The 17,214-nt window shown below is 47.5% G+C and carries 18 protein-coding genes; 1 reads left to right on the forward strand and 17 read right to left on the reverse strand.

The features are described 5' to 3' along the window. Positions 1-4 precede the first annotated feature (4 nt). The 14 genes from AMJAP_RS12145 to AMJAP_RS12210 all read right to left on the reverse strand — a co-directional run bounded on the left by AMJAP_RS12145 (position 5) and on the right by AMJAP_RS12210 (position 13,982). Entirely contained in the window at positions 5-685 is a 681-nt protein-coding gene (locus AMJAP_RS12145; protein ID WP_019620285.1) for an urease accessory protein UreF, read from the reverse strand. Further along, a complete protein-coding gene (locus tag AMJAP_RS12150) occupies positions 663-1,109 on the reverse strand; it encodes an urease accessory protein UreE (RefSeq protein ID WP_019620284.1) in 447 nt (148 codons plus the stop codon). Before AMJAP_RS12150 ends, AMJAP_RS12145 begins: the two co-directional genes overlap by 23 nt. Before the next feature lie 12 nt (positions 1,110-1,121). Continuing rightward, positions 1,122-2,828 carry an urease subunit alpha gene (gene ureC, locus AMJAP_RS12155; RefSeq protein WP_019620283.1) on the reverse strand — a complete coding sequence of 569 codons (1,707 nt, stop codon included), beginning with the start codon at positions 2,826-2,828 and terminating at the stop codon, positions 1,122-1,124. Continuing rightward, complete coding sequence (locus AMJAP_RS12160) at positions 2,825-3,151, reverse strand: urease subunit beta (RefSeq protein WP_019620282.1); 327 nt, start codon at positions 3,149-3,151, stop codon at positions 2,825-2,827. The genes ureC and AMJAP_RS12160 overlap by 4 nt, the downstream gene beginning before the upstream one ends. A 10-nt stretch (positions 3,152-3,161) precedes the next feature. After that, positions 3,162-3,464, reverse strand: coding sequence for an urease subunit gamma (locus tag AMJAP_RS12165; RefSeq protein WP_019620281.1), 303 nt, complete (start codon positions 3,462-3,464; stop codon positions 3,162-3,164). A 106-nt stretch (positions 3,465-3,570) separates the two neighbouring features. Further along, a complete protein-coding gene (locus AMJAP_RS12170; RefSeq protein WP_019620280.1) occupies positions 3,571-4,497 on the reverse strand; it encodes an urease accessory protein UreD in 927 nt (308 codons plus the stop codon). A gap of 3 nt (positions 4,498-4,500) precedes the next feature. Further along, a complete protein-coding gene (urtE, locus tag AMJAP_RS12175) occupies positions 4,501-5,196 on the reverse strand; it encodes an urea ABC transporter ATP-binding subunit UrtE (RefSeq protein ID WP_019620279.1) in 696 nt (231 codons plus the stop codon). Next, on the reverse strand, positions 5,193-6,026 hold the full coding sequence (gene urtD, locus AMJAP_RS12180; protein WP_019620278.1) for an urea ABC transporter ATP-binding protein UrtD: 834 nt from the start codon (positions 6,024-6,026) through the stop codon (positions 5,193-5,195). The genes urtE and urtD overlap by 4 nt, the downstream gene beginning before the upstream one ends. Beyond that, entirely contained in the window at positions 6,023-7,195 is a 1,173-nt protein-coding gene (gene urtC, locus AMJAP_RS12185) for an urea ABC transporter permease subunit UrtC (RefSeq protein WP_051088391.1), read from the reverse strand. Before urtC ends, urtD begins: the two co-directional genes overlap by 4 nt. Positions 7,196-7,203: 8 nt before the next feature. Next, positions 7,204-8,811, reverse strand: coding sequence for an urea ABC transporter permease subunit UrtB (gene urtB, locus AMJAP_RS12190; protein WP_019620276.1), 1,608 nt, complete (start codon positions 8,809-8,811; stop codon positions 7,204-7,206). 153 nt (positions 8,812-8,964) lie between these two features. Beyond that, complete coding sequence (gene urtA / locus AMJAP_RS12195) at positions 8,965-10,251, reverse strand: urea ABC transporter substrate-binding protein (RefSeq protein WP_019620275.1); 1,287 nt, start codon at positions 10,249-10,251, stop codon at positions 8,965-8,967. 657 nt (positions 10,252-10,908) lie between these two features. Then, positions 10,909-11,712, reverse strand: a complete 804-nt coding sequence (locus AMJAP_RS12200) for a tetratricopeptide repeat protein (RefSeq protein ID WP_019620274.1) — start codon at positions 11,710-11,712, stop codon at positions 10,909-10,911. 192 nt (positions 11,713-11,904) lie between these two features. After that, complete coding sequence (locus tag AMJAP_RS12205; protein ID WP_019620273.1) at positions 11,905-12,405, reverse strand: hypothetical protein; 501 nt, start codon at positions 12,403-12,405, stop codon at positions 11,905-11,907. A 1,100-nt stretch (positions 12,406-13,505) separates the two neighbouring features. Then, complete coding sequence (locus AMJAP_RS12210) at positions 13,506-13,982, reverse strand: YHS domain-containing (seleno)protein (RefSeq protein ID WP_019620271.1); 477 nt, start codon at positions 13,980-13,982, stop codon at positions 13,506-13,508. Between the two features lie 135 nt (positions 13,983-14,117). Between AMJAP_RS12210 and AMJAP_RS12215 the strand changes: the two genes are divergently transcribed. Then, positions 14,118-14,999 (forward strand): AraC family transcriptional regulator, encoded by an 882-nt coding sequence (locus tag AMJAP_RS12215; protein ID WP_019620270.1) that lies wholly within the window; start codon positions 14,118-14,120, stop codon positions 14,997-14,999. A 220-nt stretch (positions 15,000-15,219) separates the two neighbouring features. On the opposite strand, the gene nadS is transcribed toward AMJAP_RS12215, so the two are convergent. The 3 genes from nadS to AMJAP_RS12230 form a co-directional block, all read right to left on the reverse strand. Further along, positions 15,220-15,510, reverse strand: a complete 291-nt coding sequence (nadS, locus tag AMJAP_RS12220; RefSeq protein ID WP_019620269.1) for a NadS family protein — start codon at positions 15,508-15,510, stop codon at positions 15,220-15,222. Next, complete coding sequence (locus tag AMJAP_RS12225; RefSeq protein ID WP_019620268.1) at positions 15,507-15,824, reverse strand: type II toxin-antitoxin system RelE/ParE family toxin; 318 nt, start codon at positions 15,822-15,824, stop codon at positions 15,507-15,509. Before AMJAP_RS12225 ends, nadS begins: the two co-directional genes overlap by 4 nt. 460 nt (positions 15,825-16,284) lie before the next feature. Further along, entirely contained in the window at positions 16,285-17,205 is a 921-nt protein-coding gene (locus AMJAP_RS12230; RefSeq protein WP_019620267.1) for a response regulator transcription factor, read from the reverse strand. Positions 17,206-17,214: the final 9 nt, after the last annotated feature.

Raw genomic sequence — 17,214 nt, forward strand, 5'->3', positions numbered from 1 at the left:
AAGGTCAGGAACGGAACAATCTCGAATACTGTGTTTCATGGGCAGCACTGGCAATTGCCAACCCCTGCAGACCATTACCAATCTCATCCTCTGTCACCTGTTCTGCCCGGGTGATCGCCTGGGGCAACAGTGGCTGTAGTTCACCGAGCAGTAACTGCGCCTGGGTCTGCCCCAGCGGCACCAGTTTAGTCGCTGCCGCGACCTGGTTTTCTAACCATGACCAGAGGAACCCCAATGCCGCAGTCGGATAATCGATCTGCCAGTTTTGCGCGGCTATACCGAACAAAACGACAAAACTTAACTCACCGAATATTGGTAATGGCTGCGAAACACCCAGACTCACCAATAAGCGGTTCATCGCCTCACCCATGGCACTATCCGTTAACCGAAGCTCGCGGGTTTCACGACAGGCCAGCGCCAGATCATTACACTGCATCAAGCGTTTCTCATCACCGGCTTCTGCCGCGGCCATCGCCAGCTTCAACAGCGGCAGATCGGTCTGGGCAACAGAGTAAAGCAGCTGCTGTTCAAGCCACTCAGATACCTGTTGTGACTTCTTAATCCAGCCGGTTTCAATGGCATATTCCAGCCCCTGAGAGAATGCATAACCCCCTATCGGCAGACTCACACTACTGAGCTGCATCAACCTTAAGAGAGCAGTATCAGTGGTGGTGATGGCCGCCATTACTGTAGGCTCCTGATTCCGGTACAAAAACAGCTTCTTTATGGGTCAGTGTCAAACCTAATAGTTCGAGCATCTCCTCCAACACATGGTCAGGTTGCATCACTAACCAGCGTACCCCCACCTGTAGTTTTACGTGCCGGTTACCCAGGTGATAACAAGCGCGGGCGAAGGTATGCCAGTCTTCACATTCGGCATAGGTCACCGGTTCAACTGCCCCTTCAACCTGAACATATTTACCACAGGTTGTTTTGAGGTATTCACCCACCAGCAAGGGCTTACCCCGTTCCAGAAACAGGCGCACCTCTTCACCGTTCTCGCCAGTCAGTTTCAGCCGCCCCCGATCACGCTGCTCATGACTCAAAACCACTGTGGTAAACACAACACCATGACAGTGATCGCCTAAACGTTCATACACTTCCAACATCAGATGCCTCTCTTAAAACAAGTTGTATAACTGAGCCAGTGGTAACTCGGCTGCCGGCTCACAGGTGAGTAGTTCGCCATCAGCCCGCACCTCATAGGTTTGCGGATCAACCGTGATATCAGGCATCCAGCTGTTGTGTACCATATCTTTCTTGCCGATATTGCGGGTATTCGAACAGGCGACTAACCGACGATTCAGACCCAGCTGCTCAGCAATATCATTTTCCAGCGCGGCGGCAGAGACAAAGGTCACCGCGGTCTTAGCCGGCGCCTGACCGTAAGAGCCAAACATGGGTCGGTAATGCACCGGTTGTGGTGTTGGGATAGAAGCATTCGGGTCGCCCATTGGCGCAGCTGCAATCATGCCGCCCTTAATAATCAGGGAAGGTTTAACGCCAAAAAAGGCAGGCTTCCACAATACTAAGTCCGCCAGTTTTCCCGGTTCAATAGAACCGACTTCGTGGGAGATACCGTGGGCGATCGCCGGGTTAATGGTATATTTTGCGATGTAACGCCGAGCCCGAAAATTATCACAGCCAAGCTCTTCATCCTCAGGCAGCAGACCAAACTGGGTCTTCATCTTATGGGCCGTTTGCCAGGTACGGGTAACCACCTCACCCACTCGCCCCATCGCCTGCGAATCAGACGAGATCATGCTGAACGCACCCCGGTCGTGAAACAGATCCTCCGCGGCAATGGTCTCTTTACGAATCCGGGAGTCGGCAAAGGCAACATCTTCAGGAATATTACTGTCCAGATGATGACAGACCATCAGCATATCCAGATGTTCATCAACCGTATTACAGGTATAAGGACGCGTCGGGTTAGTCGACGATGGCAATACATTCGGGTAGGCACAGGCGCGGATAATATCCGGTGCATGACCTCCCCCTGCCCCTTCGGTGTGATAGGTGTGGATAACCCGGTCTTTGAAGGCACCCAGGGTGTCATCAACAAAACCAGATTCATTCAGCGTGTCAGTGTGAATCGCCACCTGTACATCATATTTTTCAGCCACTGATAAACAGGTATCAATGGAGGCTGGCGTCGTACCCCAGTCTTCATGCAGTTTCAGGCCACAAGCACCGGCTTCCAGCTGATCTTCCAGGGGTTTGGGTAAGCTACCGTTGCCTTTACCCAGAAAACCCAGATTCATCGGCATAGCATCAGTGGCCTGAAGCATCTTACCGATATTCCAGGGCCCCGGTGTACAGGTGGTTGCATTGGTACCGGTCGCAGGCCCGGTACCACCACCGATCATAGTGGTCACACCGGACATCAGCGCTTCATCTATCTGTTGTGGACAGATGAAATGGATATGGGCATCGATACCACCCGCGGTGAGAATACTGCCCTCACCGGCTATCACTTCCGTACCCGGTCCGATAACAATATCGACATTATCCTGCGTATCCGGATTCCCCGCTTTACCGACTTTAAAAATACGGCCTTCGCGAATACCCACATCGCCTTTAACGACTCCCCAGTGGTCGAGTACCAACGCGTTAGTGATCACCAGATCAACACAGATATCATTACCGCACTGACTCTGGCCCTGACCATCCCGGATAACCTTACCGCCACCGAATTTAACTTCGTCGCCATAATCAGTGAAGTCTTTCTCTACCTCGATCCAGAGTTCGGTATCACCCAGTCGCACCCTGTCACCGGTGGTGGGGCCAAACATCTGGGCATAGGCTGCGCGATCTATCTTGCTCATAGGGTATCCTCCCCGCTATCAAGCTGACCCATCACATCGCCCCGGAAGCCGTAGATAGTCCGACTACCCGCATACTCCACCAGCTCGACTTCACGGCCCTGTCCCGGCTCAAAACGAATCGCGGTGCCAGAAACGATATTCAGCCGGTAACCGCGCGTTTTTTCACGGTCGAATTCCAGTGCTGGATTCACTTCATAAAAATGATAGTGGGAGCCGATCTGCACCGGGCGGTCACCGCGGTTTTCAACCCGCAGAGAGACCGTCTTACGCCCCTCGTTAAGTAGAATATCGCCTTGTGCAGGCTGAATTTCTCCGGGAATCATAGTCATCTCCTCAACAGATCGGGTTATGTACGGTGACCAGTTTGGTCCCATCGGGAAAGGTCGCTTCTACCTGTACTTCATGGATCAGTTCGATAACCCCGGGCATCACCTGGTCGGCCGTTAACAGGGTTTTACCGAAGCCCATCAACTCAGCGACGGTTTTCCCATCCCGTGCGCCTTCGATAATTTCCATACTCAGATAAGCCATCGCTTCAGGGTAATTCAGCTTTAAGCCACGATTGAGGCGACGCTCAGCCAGCAGAGCCGCTGTAAATACCAGTAATTTATCTTTTTCTCTTGGAAGCAGTTCCATCACTTACCCCTCCACTATTGTTAAGTGCTAATCGTCAAAGTCTGTTAATGCTTAACGCGAAATTTCATCTGATCAAACAACCCATCCAGCACCCCATCTGCCAACATCAGGTTGCCCATATACGGGGTTCACAAGCCGGTCGACCCAGCAGCTCAGGTCTGATCTCATGCCAGCAACGAATAAAGAGCTGCATCGCCTGATCCGTCTGATCACCCAGATAGCGGATAGTCAAAAACTCTCCCGTCAGACTAACGGCCGCCAAGGCGTCACAATCCTCAGCATGCTGACGCAGTTTTTTAATCAACGGTTCAATCAGATGTTCAATGTTTTCATCGGCTGCCAGATCAAAGGGGCCAGCCACCATCAACCCATTAACAGGGTTGCCACGTAACCCGGCACTACCCTCCAGTAACGCCCGGTTGTCATCATCAATCTGTAACCGTTCGCGCAACAGAATGCGTTCACCCCGATTTATCTGCAGCGTCTGAGACAGGTTGCCGCTGCTGAAAGGCAGATCCCGGTTAGGCAGGCCAAGACTGGTAATATCCCAGCCGATGAAGTGAGAGTTCTCGGCCAAGTGAACCTGGGTATCAAGACGGGTACAGGCATCGGGATAGAGAATCGTTTCCAGCGGCAGCCACTCAATTGAACTGCCAGCGCTCAGGTGTAGAGTATTGATCTGATGTTGCAAAGTACGGTCGGGGCGCGCCCGATAAACCCGCCCGGCACCCGGCGTTGTTAGCAGTGCATGGCTGTCATAATCGGTGTTCACTGAGATTTCAAGACGATCACCAGACACCATGCCACCCGGCGGATGCAACAGATAAACCTGGGCCAGCTCAGGCCCTTCGGGATAGAACGCTTTCTGGACGTAGAGCGGCCCCTTATGATCAGCCCGCTGCAACACCGTGCCACGCTCCGTACGACCAAACTGCAGAAACAACTCAGCGTTCCAGGCCGAGGCTTTTTTCTGCTGCGCCGGGGTGCGAGTCGGTTCTGACAAACGCTGGACGGGCTGTGACAGGCTGGTCATCCTTTATACCGCCAGATACTGACGAATCAGATCTTCACTGAGGTTATCCATCCGGTCACTGGCGACCACACGGCCTCGCTCAACTAATCGAAACTCCTCGCCCACCCGACGCGCAAATCCCAGCTTTTGTTCTACCAGAATGACGGTAAGCCCCTCTTCCTTATTGAGCTTTAAAATAACATCGCCAATCTGTTGAACAATGTTCGGCTGAATCCCTTCGTTGGGTTCATCCAGAATAAGAACTTTCGGCTCCAACACTAACGCACGACCGATCGCCAGCTGTTGTTGCTGTCCACCCGACAGGTCACCGCCACGACGCTGTAGCATCTCTTTTAAAACAGGAAACAACTCAAAAATCTTTTCCGGTATCTCTTTTGCGCCATCCTTGCGAATAGGCAAACCCACCTTGAGGTTTTCTTCAACCGTCAGCAGTGGAAAGATATCCCGCCCCTGCGGTACATAACCAATTCCGGCAGGTGCCCGAAACTCAGCTTTCTTGTTCTGCAGCGGTTCACCTTCCAGCAGAATTTCGCCATTCTTGACCGGCAAAAGCCCCATGATGCATTTCAGCAAGGTGGTTTTACCCACCCCGTTACGCCCCATAATGCAGGTACAGGAGCCAGGCTTAATATCCAGATTAAGATCCCAGAGAATCTGCGTGCCACCATAATACTGATTAACGTTATTAATACTGATCATGGTGCTTCTCCCAGATATACTTCAATCACATCCTGATTATTCTGAATATCATCCATTGAGCCTTCCGCCAGAACAGAGCCCTGATGCAATACCGTCACGGTTTGAGCAATACTGCGGACAAACTCCATATCGTGTTCAACCACCACCACGGTGCGTTCGCCGGCCAGCGAGGTGAGTAATTCAGCGGTACGTTCACCCTCTTGAACGGTCATGCCCGCCACCGGCTCATCCACCAATAACAAGCGGGGATTGGCCATCAATAACATGCCAATTTCCAACCACTGTTTCTGACCGTGAGACAGAGAACCGGCCAGCATCATTCGCTCGCTTTTCAGGCCAATGGTTTCCAGCACTTCATCGATACGGTCATACTCTTCACCGGTCAGCACGGCCAACAGCGTGGGCAGTACCGACTTATTACTCTTCAGTGACAATTCAAGGTTATCCATCACCGTATGGGCTTCAAATACCGTCGGTTTCTGGAACTTACGGCCGATACCTAATTGAGCGATCTCGGCTTCATCTTTATCCAGCAGGTTGATCGACTGACCAAAATAGACGGAACCACTATCGCACTGGGTTTTACCGGTTATCACGTCCATCAGGGTGGTTTTACCCGCCCCGTTAGCGCCGATCAGGCAGCGCAGTTCACCGTCGTTTATATAGAGGTTCAGGTCATTCAACGCCTTAAAGCCATCGAAGCTAAGATTAAGCCCCTCAACATAGAGCAGTACCTGGTGGGAGATATCCACCTTCTGCTCATGTTCCTGCAGAAATGACCACACCTGATCCCGACGCATCACATCACGGGTGCTCTCTAAAATACTCATGCCTGGCCCTCCCCAGCTTTTTCATCAGGACTGTTATTCAGGCTCTGGCTTTTAGACTGCTGTTGTTTCTCTTTGAGTTGTTCCTGGAGTTGCGCAAATAGCCCCATCAAGCCTTTGGGCAGGTAGAGGGTCACCAGTACAAACATCGCACCCAGTGCGAACAACCAACCATCGGGCATAATGGCGGTAAATTTAGTCTTGGCGTAGTTCACCAGAATAGCGCCGATTATCGCGCCGATCAGGGTGCCCCGACCGCCGACCGCCACCCAGATAACCATCTCGATAGAGTTGATTGGCGAGAACTCCCCCGGATTGATAATGCCCACCTGAGGCACATAAAGTGCACCGGCAATACCGGCAATCATCGCCGAATACACAAACAACCAGACTTTATAATTCTCAGTTCGGTAGCCGATGAAACGCGCCCGGCTTTCACCGTCACGCACCGCGATAATCACTTTACCGAAGCGGGTCTGCATGATCTTCTTACTCAGCACCAACAATCCGCACAACAGCAGCGCCGTGATAATAAAGAGTGAGACACGGGTGTTATCCGCTTGCAGATCAAACCCCAGAATGTCTTTAAAGTCAGTCAGGCCGTTGTTACCACCGAAACCCATCTCGTTACGGAAGAAAGCCAGCAACAGTGCGTAAGTCAGTGCCTGAGTCATAATCGACAGATACACCCCGGTGACCCGTGAGCGAAATGCTAACCAACCGAACACAAAGGCCAGAAGTCCCGGTACCAATAACACCATCAACATGGCGATCCAGAACTGATCCATGCCATGCCAGAACCAGGGCAATTCACTCCAGTTGAGGAACACCATAAAGTCTGGCAATTCAGGGTTACCATAAACGCCCCGGTCACCGATCTGACGCATCAGATACATGCCCATGGCATAGCCACCTAACGCAAAGAAGGCGCCGTGACCCAGGCTAAGAATGCCGCAGTAGCCCCAGATAACATCCACTGCCAACGCCAGCATGGCATAACAGAGATACTTTCCTAACAGGGTGATCGTATAAGTCGATACGTAGAACACTGAGTCCGATGGCAATAGCAGATTACAGGCTGAAGCCAATACCGTGACGGTCAGCAGCAGCACTACAAAAGGCGCAACCTTACTGTCACCGTTAATACGTGAAAAGCTCATAAACTTGCTCATGAAGCCGCTCATTCTGCCGCCCTCCCTTTCTGAGGAAACAGCCCTTTAGGACGTTTCTGAATAAACAGAATGATAAAGACCAATACCAGAATACTGGCCAGCACCGCACCGGTAACCGGCTCGATAAACTTGTTCGCTATACCCAGACTAAAGGCGGCGACCAAGGTACCCCAGAGGTTCCCTACACCGCCAAACACCACCACCATAAAGGAGTCGATAATGTACGCCTGCCCCAGGTTAGGCCCCACGTTAGTCAGCTGACTTAGTGCAACACCGGCAATACCGGCAATGCCGGACCCCAGACCAAAGGTCATGGCATCTACCCGATCGGTACGGATACCCATCGCTTTAGCCATATCCCGGTTTTGAGACACAGCGCGAACATTCAAGCCCAACGAGGTTTTCTTCAACACGATTAACAGAATCATGAAGACCAACAGAGCAAAGGCGACAATATACAAACGGTTAAGGGTCAGACTCAGTAGCGGATTAATCTCAATAGAGCCGCTCATCCATTCAGGGGTTGCCACCTGACGGTTGAGGGGAGAAAACACTGTCCGTACCAACTGCTGTAGAATCAGACTGATACCGAAAGTGGCCAACAGGGTTTCCAGTGGACGTCCATGCAGATGACGAATCACCAGACGTTCGATCAGAATCCCGACAGTACCCGACACAATAAAGGCTGCCGGCACCGCTATCCAAAGCGAGTATTCAATCATCTCGGGCAGTAACAGCTGCACCACATAGGTGGTGTAAGCACCCAGCATGATCATCTCGCCGTGGGCCATATTGATAACACCCATCACGCCGAAAGTAATCGCCAGGCCAATGGCCGCTAGCAGTAATACCGAACCCAGACTCAGGCCGAAAAATAGCTGATTCACAAAGCCATACTTCTCAGCCTGTTGAGCAATTTTATCCACACCTTTCTGGGCCGCTTTTTGCACACTACGGGAAGGATCATGCTCTGCCAGTTTAGTTAACTGATTACGCACTTGTGGCTCAAGACTACCCTGCAAATCTTTCACCGCTTGAAGACGTTCCGTTGCATCCTCAGAATGTTCAGCTTTATACAGCGCCAGCGCCACATCCATGACGTCCTGAACCGAACGGCTCTGTTCATCCAGACGCAGGGTACGAATCACCTCAATCGTCTTGGCATCCAGATCAGAGAAGAGTGAACGTACCGCTTCGGTTCTGACGTCAGAGTCTGAATTAGTCAGTTGAATCCGGGCGATAGCCTCACCCAGATAGCCGCGTAATTTATTATTAACTTTGATCTTCTTAACTTGCTTCTTAGTCAGATCGGCAAGCTGTTCACCGGTAAAAAGATCGGCATAGCGCGTTTCACCTTGCGCTTTATACTTCGCCAGCAGACGAGCATCCGCTCTGACAAAATAGAGATTGCCCCCTAACAGCGTCTTAAACAGAGGCAGCATATCTGCCCCTTCAGTCGCTTCCAGCTGCTGTAAAACCGGCAGTGTTTTGCTCAGCTTCACTGTTGTTAGCTCCTGCAAGAGCGGTTGCTGTGCTGCAGAAGGCAGTTCAGCCAGCGCACTGCTGCTGATCAACAAAGCCAACAGGCAGCTACAGATCTTAATAAAATAATTCACGGGGGATCTCCGTTCGGGTAAGGCAGATAAGCGCTTGTTAAAACACTTTATTCAAAGCGTTTTATGAAGAGCTCTGTTGATAAATCCTGGCTTATGAGTAATGCAGGCTTCTGAATAGAAGCCTGCTTTGTAAAAAATCTAAGCGATCAAATCTTAGAAATTCTGACCCGAACAGGTCTTAGTAACGGTGTTGTAGTTACCGCAGGAAACAGGCGCCGTCCAATCTGCAATCAGATCTTTAGAGCCTGGCAGGAAGTCAGACCATGCATCACCGGGTACAACACCTTCCGTTTCCCAAACCACTTCAAGCTGACCATCTTCCTGAATTTCGCCGATCAGTACTGGCTTGCTCAGGTGGTGGTTCTTGTTCATGTAAGCGGTGCCACCGGTGAGGTTTTCAGCTTCCTGGCCAATCATCGCCTGCTCAACCGCATCAACCTCGGTAGAACCAGCTTTTTCAACCGCCTGAGTCCACATCTGGAAACCGATATAGGTCGCTTCCATTGGGTCGTTAGTCACACGCTTTTCATCGCCCGTGAATGCTTTCCACTGGGAGATAAATTCAGAATTCGCATCGCTTTCAACACTCTGGAAATAGTTCCAGGCAGCCAGATGGCCCACCAGCGGCTTAGTATCCAGACCCGACAGTTCTTCCTCACCTACCGAGAATGCAACCACTGGGATATCTTCAGCAGAGATACCCTGGTTACCCAGCTCTTTGTAGAAAGGAATGTTAGCGTCGCCGTTAATCGTCGACACTACCGCTGTCTTCTTGCCTTCAGCACCGAAGGATTTAATGTCAGAGACAATTGACTGCCAGTCAGAGTGACCGAAAGGCGTGTAGTTGATCATGATATCTTCAGGCGCTACACCTTTAGCGACCAGATACGCTTCAAGAATCTTGTTCGTGGTACGTGGGTATACATAGTCAGTACCCGCCAGTACCCAACGCTCAACACCCACATCATTCATCAGGTAATCAACCGCAGGAACCGCCTGCTGGTTTGGCGCAGCACCGGTATAGAAAACGTTTTTAGAAGACTCTTCACCCTCATACTGAACCGGGTAGAACATCAGACCGTTCAGCTCTTCAAGCACCGGCAACGCAGACTTACGCGATACGGACGTCCAGCAACCAAAAATAACATCAACCTCATCCTTGGTTAGCAACTCACGGGTCTTTTCCGCAAACAGAGGCCAGTTTGAAGCTGGGTCAACCACCACCGCCTCAAGCTGCTTGCCTAACAAACCGCCCTTCTTGTTCTGCTCTTCAATCATCATCAGAACAGTATCTTTCAGAGTCGTTTCTGAAATCGCCATCGTACCGGAAAGAGAGTGCAGTACACCTACTTTGATGGTATCGCCAGCCATCGCGCTAGCGCTCAGTACCGACGCGCTTAACGCAAGCGCCATACCTGAAACCAGATGTTTTATCTTCATATCTATTTCCCTTCTTGAGGTTAAGTTTCAATTCTTTAGCCGGATTGAATTAAGTACCGGGCCTTATGAAATTCACTTAGTCATTATTGGGAAATGTGCTGCACTGCGGTATGGGGTGATTGACGCATCGGTATACGTCAAATGACGTATGAGGGGGCGAAGAAGTTGCTAGTGGCTAGGGGTAAGACGCTTTGCTTGCTAGGGAAAAGCCGTAGCTCGTCGTTCGAACGTCACAAAGGGCGTGACTTGCTTGTTGCTCGCTGAAAGACTTCTTTACTATGGCTAGGGTAATCAGGGAGTTAGGTGCGTTGTAAGGAAGTTGTAACTTGGGGTTTAAGATAAGCTTTAGATATTAGAGATTGATAAATAAAGACCTTTAAAACTAAAGGGCAGGGCAAATAGAGCTATAGATCAAAAAGGGATTTGACCCCTTTAACTCTTAAATAAATCTGTCCCCTTTACCTCATATCAACCCTTACTAGGCATCTTTGACCACATATCATCAGAAAGTCTCTTTCCTAGTTCAGTAAAACCTTCCTTAGTCACATTTAGTTTTCTATCTATATTAATCCCTGCTAGACATCTTTCATTAACATTAATGGGGTCAGAGCCGTTTTGTAACTCAGATTATAAAACTTATGTCTACCCCATATGTTTTCATAGATTTTCATAGATTTTCATAGATTTTTTAGAAAGCTTTCTTGACATGTATTCAGATAAAGAACGCTCTCGATGATTAAGTAACTTATAAATCAATCCCATCAACTCAACAACACCATCATTTTTAAAACCCATTTCCTTTGCAGCTTTTAAATAAGCGTAAGAAAAAGATTTATTTTCATCCACACCTTGTCCGAAGTAGTACATAATACCTAAACCAGCCATAGATTTTGGACTTCCCTGAAGAGCTGATACAGAATACCAGTAATAGGCTTTTTCATAATCTGCATTACCTCCGACTCCCTTATAGTACATAGCACCTAAATACTCTTGTGCAGATATGTTTCCTAAGTTAGCAGATTCAATAAAATAATTCTTTGCTCTAACTAAATCTTTATCTCTTTCCAGACCAAAATAGAATATTTCACCTAAATACTTTATTCCGACATCATTGTGTTGTAATGCAGACTTTTCAAGCCAATAAATTGACAGATCAACATTTCTATCAGCCCCTTTTAAATAATTCCTACCTAAAAACGCCTGCGCTGTTGAGAAACCATTATTTGCTGACTTTCTTATTAGTCCAAGACCAGCCAGAATATCTTTTTCAACTTTGTCGCCATAATAAAGCATAGCCCCATAGTAATACTGAGCTACTTCATCACCCTCTTTTGCCTTATCTCTACAAACAAGTAAAGCTTTGCTTGTTTTTGATATCGCCTCACTCTCACACTCAGTAAAACTATAAGCAAAATCATTACAAAAGAATATCAAACAAAAACAAAAACAAAATATTTTCATAAAAACCACATTTTAAAATTTTCAATCCTAACTTATATCATGATAACATATTGGATTAAATTGCATATAACTAGCCATTGTACCAGTCGATATAATCAAAGAAACCAGAGTCCTTTAACCCTAAAATATTAGAACAAATAGGATCAGTGTAAGATTAATTTCACCACAACATAATTCTACTCTGATTCCATTCTAGCAGTTACTCTCAACATATATGGCACACTTCTTATTACTCACATTCTCTCCAATCACAACATACTTTATGTTAAATTTACAACCTTTACTATCATCAAAATCAAAGCCATCCTTTGTCAAAAAACCACCACAGACAGAATAATTTGTCGTAAAGAACAGTTCATAAATGGTATCTTTAAAAAAGAAAGCCCCTGAAGTTGTATGTTTAACACCTTCAACATCACTTTCAATCTCATAAATATCACCACTTATATATTTACCCCAAACATCAAACTTAACCTTACTATCTAACAGTGACATCACAGGAAGAAAAACAAAGACACATAATGGAAAAATAAAACTTATAACCCTCCAAGGCAAAACCCTATCTCGCTCTAAACTCCAAAGAACTTTAAAATAAACAATCATAGAGATCAAAAACAAAACAAAACAAATAAAAAATTCAATCACGGCCATATATACAGATGGCTCATGATTATCTAACTGATAAATTATCATTTAATTTCTTTCTCTGAAATCAATATTAATTAACAATCCCTTTCCACAGACACTGCACACTTCTTACCTTCATACTTCCCACCATCACCAATAGAAACATACCTTAGATATAACTCTACTCAGACCCCATTGATTCTAATTTCGGGATCGAGAGTGGGTCATCTAGTTTCCCTCCACGAAGCTACGAGCATAGTTATAAACAGAATCCATAATGAGAAATAGAAAATATAGCAAAGCACCCTGTATCCATAAGCATCCTTTGATTCAAAACAATTTCCAAAATAATCATCTATTACTGACAGTTCAACTTTATGAAGCAATTTAACAGTAACACTCTCTAGATACCAAATCACAAAAGGAAATATAATTGCCTGTGTAATACCTCCTGATACAAGAAGCCAAAAAACAGCTGACAAAACAAAAATAACTACCAGCCTGAGAAGATATTTTTCAGTATAGAGCTTTAAGTATACATCTTTTATATAACCTTCATTTAACATGCTCTCTATTAAACTATTTATCTGGTAGTTGTGGCCACAAATAACTAGAAACATCACTTCCAAATAAATCAAACGACTCTTTAAATCTTCTAACATCGTTTATTGTAATTAAAAGGGTCAAAGGCCTTTTTGGGGCCATGCCAATTCAAACTCACAAAAGGCATGATAACTATCAGGTAGTAAAGAGGAAGTTGTGGACATCGCTATCTCCTTATAAGACAAAAACGAGAATGCGCTGTTGCATTCTTAATCCGGCGTAGTATCCCACCAGCGTTTTTTACCTATCCCTTTGTATTTCTGATGTTTTGCAAATATCTAAACAGCAAAACACGCCCTTATCTAACGATAAAACCAGCATAACCGCTGGAGTGAACAAAATAAACGGTATACAGACAACTTTCTTACAAAGCACTTAGCTCTCTGACGAGCGATCACTCAATAAAAAAGGCTTTACGCTGTTTCGAGCAAGCGACGCAGTCGCGTCGAACTACGAACAACGAGCTACGGCTTTCCTGGCTTTTCTAGCCACAAAAAAAAAGCGGCATACGATAATTACCGTATGCCGCTTAGGCTCTGCCGAGCTATAAGAGATTGATGAGCTTATAGTTTATCAGCGGCGATACCTTTGATTTTAGGCCAGTTAGCGTTAGCTGCGGCTAGGTTAGCCTGGGTATTTTCTGACCAGACCTCTTGCACAACTTCGCTTTTTTGAACGTACAATTTACCGTCGATCAGTTCAAACGCTTTACCATTGACCGCGAATTTTTTACCCAGTGATGTGCCGTATGCACAGTAGCCGCCAAATTGTGGCGCATACTTCTCTGGGTTCGCATTAAAGGTATCGCGGTTTGCTACTGATGAGAAATGATAGATTGCGCCGTTATGGACCGTACTGATATTTGAATCACCTTCAACCGGTGCATTCTCAGTGAAATAAGCCACAGCATCATAGCCTGCCAGGGTGACGTTGTTTTCGTCGGTTTGCACTTCTACGCCGGCAAAACTAAGGCTGCTGAAAGAGAAAGCCGCTAGCAATGCCAGCGTTTTAAGGGGCGATAAAATCGATAAGATTTTCATTGTTGTAGTCCTATTTTGCATTGTGAGTTACAGTTAGTTTTTCCTGAACAAGCACTCAGTCTTGATGTGTTATATCTTAAAGAGCCCCCTATTAATCGATAGGTTCGAATTACCGGGAATTATGTCTGATCGTCTATGAATGCAATTAATCAATTACTCGACAGCTTAAAAATAGAAGCCAATGTGCACCACAATGGCCAGTATTGTGGCAATTGGGCGGTGGATACCTCCGGTACGCGGCAAATGACGTTTCATGTGGTCTCCAGGGGCAAGTGCTTTTTTAAGTTTGACGGCGAAGCCATCGAGCTAAACGAAGGTGATGCTGTGTTTATGCCTTCTGACGCAAAGCACTGCATCACTAATTTGCTGAATAGCCACCCTGCCGTTAATCAGGTTGAAGCCTTACCTATGACCCACAGCCTGGAAGAAGAGTCTACTGGTTTGGTCTGCGGCAACTTTGCTCACCAACATCCGATATTTGAAAAGCTTGTTACTCAGATGCCTAAGTTAATTGTCGTGCGACACAGCGACCAGGGTGCAACTCGCCGTATTATTGATCTGATTCTGGAAGAGTCTCAAACATCGGGCCAACACACGAATGTCTTATTAAATCGTTTAGCCGACTGCCTGTTTTATCTACTGGTCAGGGATAGCCTGGATACCGCCACCGGCGTGTTTGCCGCGTTATCCCACCCACAATTATGCGCTGCCATGGAGCTTATCCACCAACAGAGCAGCGGCCAACGCCTCAGTTTAGATGAACTCGCCAGTGCTGCTGCGCTGTCCCGATCGGCATTTTCCAGCTTATTCAAAGAGGTGGTTGAACAATCACCGATGGACTACCTAACACAATGGCGTATGACTCAGGCCTATCGTTGGCTAGCGGATGAAGGCATCACCACTCTGGATGCGGCACTGCGCTGCGGTTATGAAAATGAATCCTCTTTTTCCAAAGCCTTTAAACGGGTGATGGGAGTCGGCCCCGGGCAGGCACGCGCCAGAACTGAAGCGGAATAAGCTCAGGCACAGATTCAAAGGATGATAGTGGCTAGGTGCCAGACGCTTCGCTTGCTAGAAAAAGCAACGTCAAAAGCCGTAGCTCATTAAAGAGGTCAGAGCTCTTTTTGGGCCATATACAAACACCCGTCTTACAAAGTACGTTTTCCCCCTATTGATAAAGAAGGCTCTTCGAGCAAGCGACGCAGTCGCGTCGAACTACGAACAACGAGCTACGGCTTTATGCACTCAGTGCTTTAAGCGCATGTTCTGGATCCGCTTCGACAACCCGCAAAAGTGATCGCGCTGCTCCCGTGGGGTGTCGACGCCCTTGCTCCCAGTTTTCTATTGTGCGTTTACTCACGCCGAGAATGAATGCAAACTTTTCCTGAGAAACTCCTAAACGCTCACGAATAGCCTTAACTTCAGGGTCGGGAAAATCAAAGGTCCGAGATGCTTTTTTATTTTCTTTTACAATCTCATCCATCTGCTGAACGCTTTCTAAAAGCTCATCAAACATTTCATTATTCATTGTTGCCACCTTTCAACTATGGCTTTCAATTGTGCCAATTGTGCTTTAGTTAAGTTGTCTTGTTTGCCCTTAGGGTATACATACAACATGCGAATATGATGGTCATCAACTACCCAATAGTAGATTACGCGTATACCACCACTTTTCCCCGTCCCTTGTACACTCCAGCGGATTTTCCGAAGCCCGCCGGATTCTTTTATCAGATCCCCTGAAGCTGGACGACTTATAAGCACTTCCTGGAGGTTTTTATATTCGTCATCACTCAGCATCTCTTTGATGAGCTTTGTGAATACAGCGGTTTCGACAATAACCATTTATTCTCCATTCATTATACGCCAATGGCGTACTACTATCCATGCTCGAAAAGCGACAGGGTAAGAGTCATTGATTTAATCGTAAACAAGCGTACAGACATGCCTGGCAATACTTACAAAGGGCATAATAGAGATGAGACAGTAAAGTGAACGTTGTGAACATCGCGATCTCCCTTAAGACAAAAACGAGAATGCCCAACGCACCCTTAGCAGAGTGTCGTATCGCACCAACGTTTCTTACAAATCCTTTTGTATCTAATGTCTTGCACTGAACTGCAAAACACGCCTTATCTAACGATAAAACCAGCATAACCGCTGGGATTGAAAAAAAAACCATATACAAATAGCCTTCTTACAACACACAGAACATAAACACTTACCATTGAGCCTATTAAGAAGGTTCTTTCTAGCCACTAGCCACGAACAAGTCACGCTCTTTGTGACGTTCTAGCCACTGCCCTTACTCATGACTAGCAATCAGTCTCAGCGCTACCCCCGCCGCCGCGGTACGGTTCTCAACACCCAGTTTAGGGAAGATCTGTTCCAGGTGTTTGTTGATAGTCCGCGGGCTGATTTCCAGAATCTCGGCGATCTCCCGATTGGTTTTACCGTTCGCTAGCCAGAAGAGTACTTCAGCTTCCCGCTCGGTTAGTTCCAGTTCCTGTTTTAATAGCTCAGCACCGGTTGGTTTTTTGCCATCGATTAACTGCATTAAGACTTCGCCGTTACTTTGGTAACCGATGAGCTTCAGTGTCAGTGGATATTCCAGATCTCGCACCGACATGCGGTCTTGTTCTGCTGGGCTGTGGGCCAGCCAGCTACGAATCTGGGGTAACAGGCATTCCGCCTGAATCTGTTCTGTCACCTCTGCGCGATTGAATAAAGAGTATGCCCTGGGTGTTGCCCAGCGAATCTGGCCCTCACCAATGGTCAGCAGGTGCTGCCCGGTGCTATCCAACGCGCTGTGAACACTGCTGGTTTGGCGGGCATTACCCAGATGTACACGAATGCGGGCCAGTAGTTCATTGGGGCTGATCGGCTTCGTCAGGTAATCCACACCGCCAGAGTCCAGCCCCCGGACAATATCATCGGTATCGGTGAGGCCGGTCATAAAGACCACCGGAATCGCGGCCAGATCCGGATCGGCTTTAAGCTGTTTACAGGTTTCAAAACCATCCAGCACCGGCATAACCGCGTCCATCAGAATGATATCGGGGCGGATTCGCTTACAGATCGTCAGTGCCTGACGGCCTTCAAGGGCGACAAGAACATCAAGACCCGCGCCTTCCAGCGCATCGTTAATCAGGCTTAGTGCGTTAGGCGAATCGTCCACCACCAGCACTACATCATTTCGCATCGGTTCCATCTCAGTCATATTCATTAGCCCTTG

Source organism: Amphritea japonica ATCC BAA-1530 (assembly GCF_016592435.1).
GTDB lineage: Bacteria > Pseudomonadota > Gammaproteobacteria > Pseudomonadales > Balneatricaceae > Amphritea > Amphritea japonica.